Source organism: Rhodococcus gannanensis, assembly GCF_042681175.1.
Classification (GTDB): Bacteria; Actinomycetota; Actinomycetes; order Mycobacteriales; family Mycobacteriaceae; genus Rhodococcus_G; species Rhodococcus_G gannanensis.
In genome coordinates this window covers 512,599-517,463 of record NZ_JBHUFB010000010.1, presented here as the reverse complement: position 1 = coordinate 517,463, position 4,865 = coordinate 512,599, and the positions used below count along the sequence as shown (strand labels likewise).

At 68.6% G+C, this 4,865-nt stretch carries 5 protein-coding genes; 2 read left to right on the top strand and 3 right to left on the bottom strand.

The window, feature by feature from the left end:
• The first annotated feature begins 183 nt into the window (after window positions 1–183).
• Window positions 184–570, top strand: a complete 387-nt coding sequence (locus ACFSJG_RS13455; RefSeq protein ID WP_378485708.1) for a VOC family protein — start codon at window positions 184–186, stop codon at window positions 568–570.
• Between the two features lie 16 nt (window positions 571–586).
• Here ACFSJG_RS13455 and ACFSJG_RS13450 read toward each other — a convergent pair whose 3' ends face one another.
• The 3 genes from ACFSJG_RS13450 to ACFSJG_RS13440 are packed head-to-tail and all read right to left on the bottom strand — an operon-like array spanning window position 587 to window position 3,211.
• Complete coding sequence (locus tag ACFSJG_RS13450; protein ID WP_378485707.1) at window positions 587–1,060, bottom strand: NUDIX hydrolase; 474 nt, start codon at window positions 1,058–1,060, stop codon at window positions 587–589.
• Complete coding sequence (locus tag ACFSJG_RS13445; RefSeq protein ID WP_378485706.1) at window positions 1,060–2,157, bottom strand: HtaA domain-containing protein; 1,098 nt, start codon at window positions 2,155–2,157, stop codon at window positions 1,060–1,062. The genes ACFSJG_RS13450 and ACFSJG_RS13445 overlap by 1 nt, the downstream gene beginning before the upstream one ends.
• Window positions 2,141–3,211 (bottom strand): ABC transporter substrate-binding protein, encoded by a 1,071-nt coding sequence (locus ACFSJG_RS13440; protein WP_378485705.1) that lies wholly within the window; start codon window positions 3,209–3,211, stop codon window positions 2,141–2,143. The genes ACFSJG_RS13445 and ACFSJG_RS13440 overlap by 17 nt, the downstream gene beginning before the upstream one ends.
• A 421-nt stretch (window positions 3,212–3,632) precedes the next feature.
• Here ACFSJG_RS13440 and ACFSJG_RS13435 point away from each other — a divergent pair.
• Window positions 3,633–4,865: cbb3-type cytochrome c oxidase subunit I (locus ACFSJG_RS13435; RefSeq protein WP_378485704.1), on the top strand; the 1,233-nt coding region annotated here is incomplete at its 3' end.

Genomic DNA, 4,865 nt, shown 5'->3' with positions numbered 1-4,865 from the left:
GCTTTCATGCGATCTACGCGCATGAACGCCACCTTCAGCCGTTTCAGAGGTAAGCGCGCTGTCGGGGTGACGGTGGGCTTCGTGCGGATAGGCGAGATGAAGGCCGCCTTCGCCCTTTCCGGGGGCGGTGGATCGGGCTAGCGTCGAGGCTGGCGGGTTCACCAATCGCGCGAGGAGGCGGCGATGAGCGGTCGAGTGGTGCACTTCGAGGTCCCGTTCAACGACGGGGACCGGGCGCGGGCGTTCTACCGGGACGTCTTCGGCTGGGATTACCACGAGATGCCGGAGTACAACTACACCGGTGTGTCCACCGGTCCCACGGGGGAGAACGGGATGCCCGCCGAGCCCGGGTACATCGGCGGGGGCATGTTCGAACGCGAACCGTCCTTCCCGCGCGGACCCGTGATCACCATCGACGTCGCGAGCATCGACGACACCCTCGCGAAGATCACCACGCTCGGCGGCGAACCGGTGGGGGAGAAGACCGAGGTCGGCGAGATGGGGTACGCCGCGTACTTCACCGACACCGAGGGCAACGTGATGGGCCTGTGGGAGACGCGGACGTCCTGACCCCAGCCGGAAGGATTCAGCGGGCGAACCAGGCCCGCTCGTCTCCGCGCAACGCCGTCGCGATGCGGCCGACGGACGAGTCGTTCATCGGGGTGGGCAGCGCGTCGGGCGCGAACCAGCCGACGTCGAGGTTCTCGTCGTCCGCGGGCTGCGGCGTGCCTCCCGTCCACCGCGCCAGGAAACAGAGGTCGAGGTACTGGGCCTGGTCGCCGTTGGGATGCGTCAGCGGCGGGGTGACGTCGACTCCGGCCAGCCGGACCAACTCGACCTCGACACCGGTCTCCTCGCGGATCTCCCGGACGATCGCGGCCGCCGGCTGCTCGCCGGGTTCCAGGATTCCCGAGACGATCGCCCAGTTCCCGTTGTCGGACCTGCGGCCCAACAGGATTCGGCCCTCGTCGTCGACGACGACGGCGCTCACGCCGGACAGCCACAGTGGCGCGTGTCCGACGTGAGCGCGCAGCTCGACGATGAACTCCGGAACCGGCATCAGAACCGGAAACTGACGGGCGCGGCCTGCTGCCCGGAGTAGGGGAGCAGGATGCTTGGCTCGAGCGGGAGCGCGAACCTGGCCGCGACGTCGGTGAACTCGCCGCCGCCCGACCGCGGGCCGGTGTCGAGTTGCGCGAACCGGATCCGGTGCATGGTGTCGGTGCCGACCATGTTGCCGTCGGAGGTCTCCGCGGTGAGGAAGGTGCCCCGCTCGGTGAACTCGATCCACGGGTTCGCGAGGGCGATCTCCGCGAGGTGGAATCGGGTGAACGAGACCACGGTGCCCCGGTACCGGACGGTGCCGAGTCCGGTGGACGGATCGACGTCGGTGCCGTCGAGTTCGAACGTCAGCCGGCCGTCGGCGCGGACCGATGCGCCGTCGCTGCCCGTGACCGAACCCTGCAGCGAGTTCTTCACGAGGTCCCGATACCCCGGCGCGAGACCCCACACGAGGTCCTGCTGCGGCGGAACCGGCGCGTTCGGGCCCGGAGTCGGGTCGAAGTTCACCGGGACGGACAACTCCTCGGCGGCGTTGACCGCGTCGGCGGCGGCGTATGTGTAGACGCCGTAGACGGCGTCCGGCGCGGTCGTGGCCGGCTTGGTGACGGAGAGGGTCGCGGTGAACGAGCCGTCGTCGGCGAGTGGAACCCACTGCTGGCGGATCGTGCGACGGAAGTCGAACGGCGCGTCCGGTACCCGGCCCAGTGCATCGTCCGACATCACCCACGCGGTCGCCGAGCGCTGCTGCCCGACGCGGGCGTCGGAGGGGGCACCCTCGGAGGGACGCCAGTCGGGTGCGAACGCACCGAACGTGACGAAGGTGCCGTGCGGGACGCCGGGTGGCACCGGCACCGGAAGTCCCGACGTGTTCGCGTCCGGGTCGAATCCGGTGCCGCGCACCACGATCCGGTCGCCCTCGTGGACGGCCGTGTCGCCGAGCGGGGTGACGCCGTCCGCCGCGAGGACCTCGATGCGGGCGGCGCCGTCGGGTGCGGCGGTCGCGGCCGGTGCGGTCAGCACCGTGCCGGCGAGCGCGGCGCCCACCCCGGCGAGCAGGATCCGGGTTCTGGCCGACGTGCTAGTTGGCGTACCCATTGAGTGAAGCCTCCAGATCGTCGAGGATGCCGTTCGCCGCGATCACGCCGATCCCGGTCATCCAGATTTCGTCGTCGACGGTGAACACGCGCCTGTCCTTGACTGCGCCGAGGCCCTGCCACAGGTCGCCGTTCATGACGTCGACGCCCTGACCGCGGGCCTCGTCGCCGTAGAAGCTGACGTAGATCACGTCGCCTTCGGCGTTCGGCAGCGTCTCCTCGCTGATCTCGGCGAAGCGGCGGTCCTGGGCGCCCTCGAGGCGCTGGAAGGTGGGCCGCTGCACACCCGCGTCGGCGAGGACCTGGCCGGAGAAGCTGTCCGGTCCGTAGATCCGGATGACGCCCGGCATGAACCGCACGACCGACGCCTGGGTCTCGGACGAGTTCAGGGACTTGCCGGTCTCGACCGCGGCGGTCTCGTACTCGTCGAGCACCTGCCTGGCGCTCGCGCCCCGGCCGAGTGCGGTGCCGTCGAGGACGAGGTTGTCCTTCCACGTCAGGCCGACCTTCTCGGTGAACGTCGTCGGCGCGATCGCGGACAGGCGCTCGTAGGCCTCGGGGGTGCGGAACTCCGAACCGAGAATGAGGTCCGGCTGCAGCGCGGCGATCTTCTCGAAGTTGGGCTCCTGGACCGTTCCGACCGGCTCGACGCCGGCGATCGTCGCGCCGAGGTACTCGGGCTGGGCGCCCACCGCTCCGGTGACCGCCGCACCGACGAGTCGGTCCTGCAGGCCGAGCGCGCAGACGGTGTCGAGCTTGTCCGTGTCGAGGACCACGATCCGCTGCGGGTCCGCAGGGACCTCGGTCTCGCCCGCCGCGTGCACGACCTTGCGGACCGAGCCGGCGACACCGTCGGTGTCGACGGGGGCGGTCGGGCCGCAGACGTTCTCGGTGTCGCGGTCGTTTCCGAGGACACCGGCGCCGGCGACGTTGGTGGTGCTGCGCACGATGGTGCTGGCCGCGTCGTCGGTGCCGGATCCGCCGCACGCGGTGAGGACGAGGGCGGCGGCGACTGCGGCGGCCGGCGCCAGGCGGAGGGGTGTGGGCTTGCGCATGATGGCGGGGCTTTCCTCTTCTCGTGGGGTGCTCCGAGAGTATCGACGGCCTTCGGGCCGTCACCGCCGGGGAGAACAAGTAAGAATAGGTAAGCCAAACCTTAACAGAATGCGTGATCGGCTCGGTGCGGGACGTGAGCGGTCCCACGATGCGGCGGCCCGCGTGGGTGGTCGGTCGCGACGTCCGCGCGGGCGTCGCGCAATCGGGACGGTTGAGGGTCTTGCCGTCGGCGCAGGTCAGCGCGAGGGCTGCGGCTCGGATCGACACGAAGTACGACAACGGGTAGGACCGGCTCCGCGGATCGTCCGGCGACGGTCTACGATTCTCACAGCGCAAGCCACGAGGATGGTCGTCTCGCAGTCCGAGCCGAGTGTCCGCAGCAGGCATGCGGAGCGACCAAGGGCACAATCAGGAGGATCAGTGACTGCCGTAGCGCCCCAGCCAGTCCCCGAGCTAACGGCCAAACGGCCGTTCCCGGCGAGACTGGGACCGAAGGGCTCGTTCATCTACAAGATGATCACCACGACCGATCCCAAGGTCCTCGGGATCATGTACATGGTGACGTCGTTCGCGTTCTTCCTGATCGGCGGCCTGATGGCCCTGCTGATGCGTTCGGAACTCGCGATCCCCGGCATGCAGTTCCTGTCGAACGAGCAGTTCAACCAGCTGTTCACCATGCACGGCACGATCATGCTGCTGATGTACGCGACGCCGATCGTCTTCGGCTTCGCCAACTACATCCTGCCGCTGCAGATCGGTGCGCCCGACGTCGCGTTCCCGCGCCTCAACGCGTTCAGCTACTGGCTGTACCTGTTCGGCTCGACCGTCGCGACCGCCGGCTTCATCACCCCCGGTGGTGCCGCCGACTTCGGTTGGACCGCGTACAGCCCCCTCACCGACGCACTGCACTCGCCCGGTGTCGGCGCGGACCTGTGGATCCTCGGCCTCGGCGTCAGCGGCCTCGGCACCATCCTCGGTGGCGTCAACATGATCACCACCGTGGTGTGCCTCCGCGCCCCCGGCATGACCATGTTCCGGATGCCGATCTTCACCTGGAACATCCTGGTGACCAGCGTCCTGATCCTGCTCGCCTTCCCGCTGCTGACCGCTGCGCTGCTCGGCCTGTTCGTCGACCGTCACTTCGGCGCGCACATCTTCGACCCCGCCAACGGCGGCGTCCTGCTGTGGCAGCACCTGTTCTGGTTCTTCGGCCACCCCGAGGTGTACATCATCGCGCTGCCGTTCTTCGGCATCGTCTCGGAGATCTTCCCGGTCTTCTCGCGTAAGCCGATCTTCGGTTACAGCGGCCTCGTCTACGCCACCCTCGGCATCGCGGCCCTGTCCGTCGCCGTGTGGGCGCACCACATGTACGCCACCGGCGCCATCCTGCTGCCGTTCTTCTCCTTCATGACGTTCCTCATCGCCGTCCCGACCGGCGTGAAGTTCTTCAACTGGATCGGCACCATGTGGAAGGGACAGCTGACCTTCGAGTCACCGATGCTGTTCTCGGTCGGCTTCATCGTCACCTTCCTCTTCGGTGGCCTCTCCGGTGTCCTGCTGGCCAGCCCGCCGCTCGACTTCCACGTCACCGACTCGTACTTCGTCGTCGCGCACTTCCACTACGTGCTCTTCGGCACCATCGTGTTCGCGACC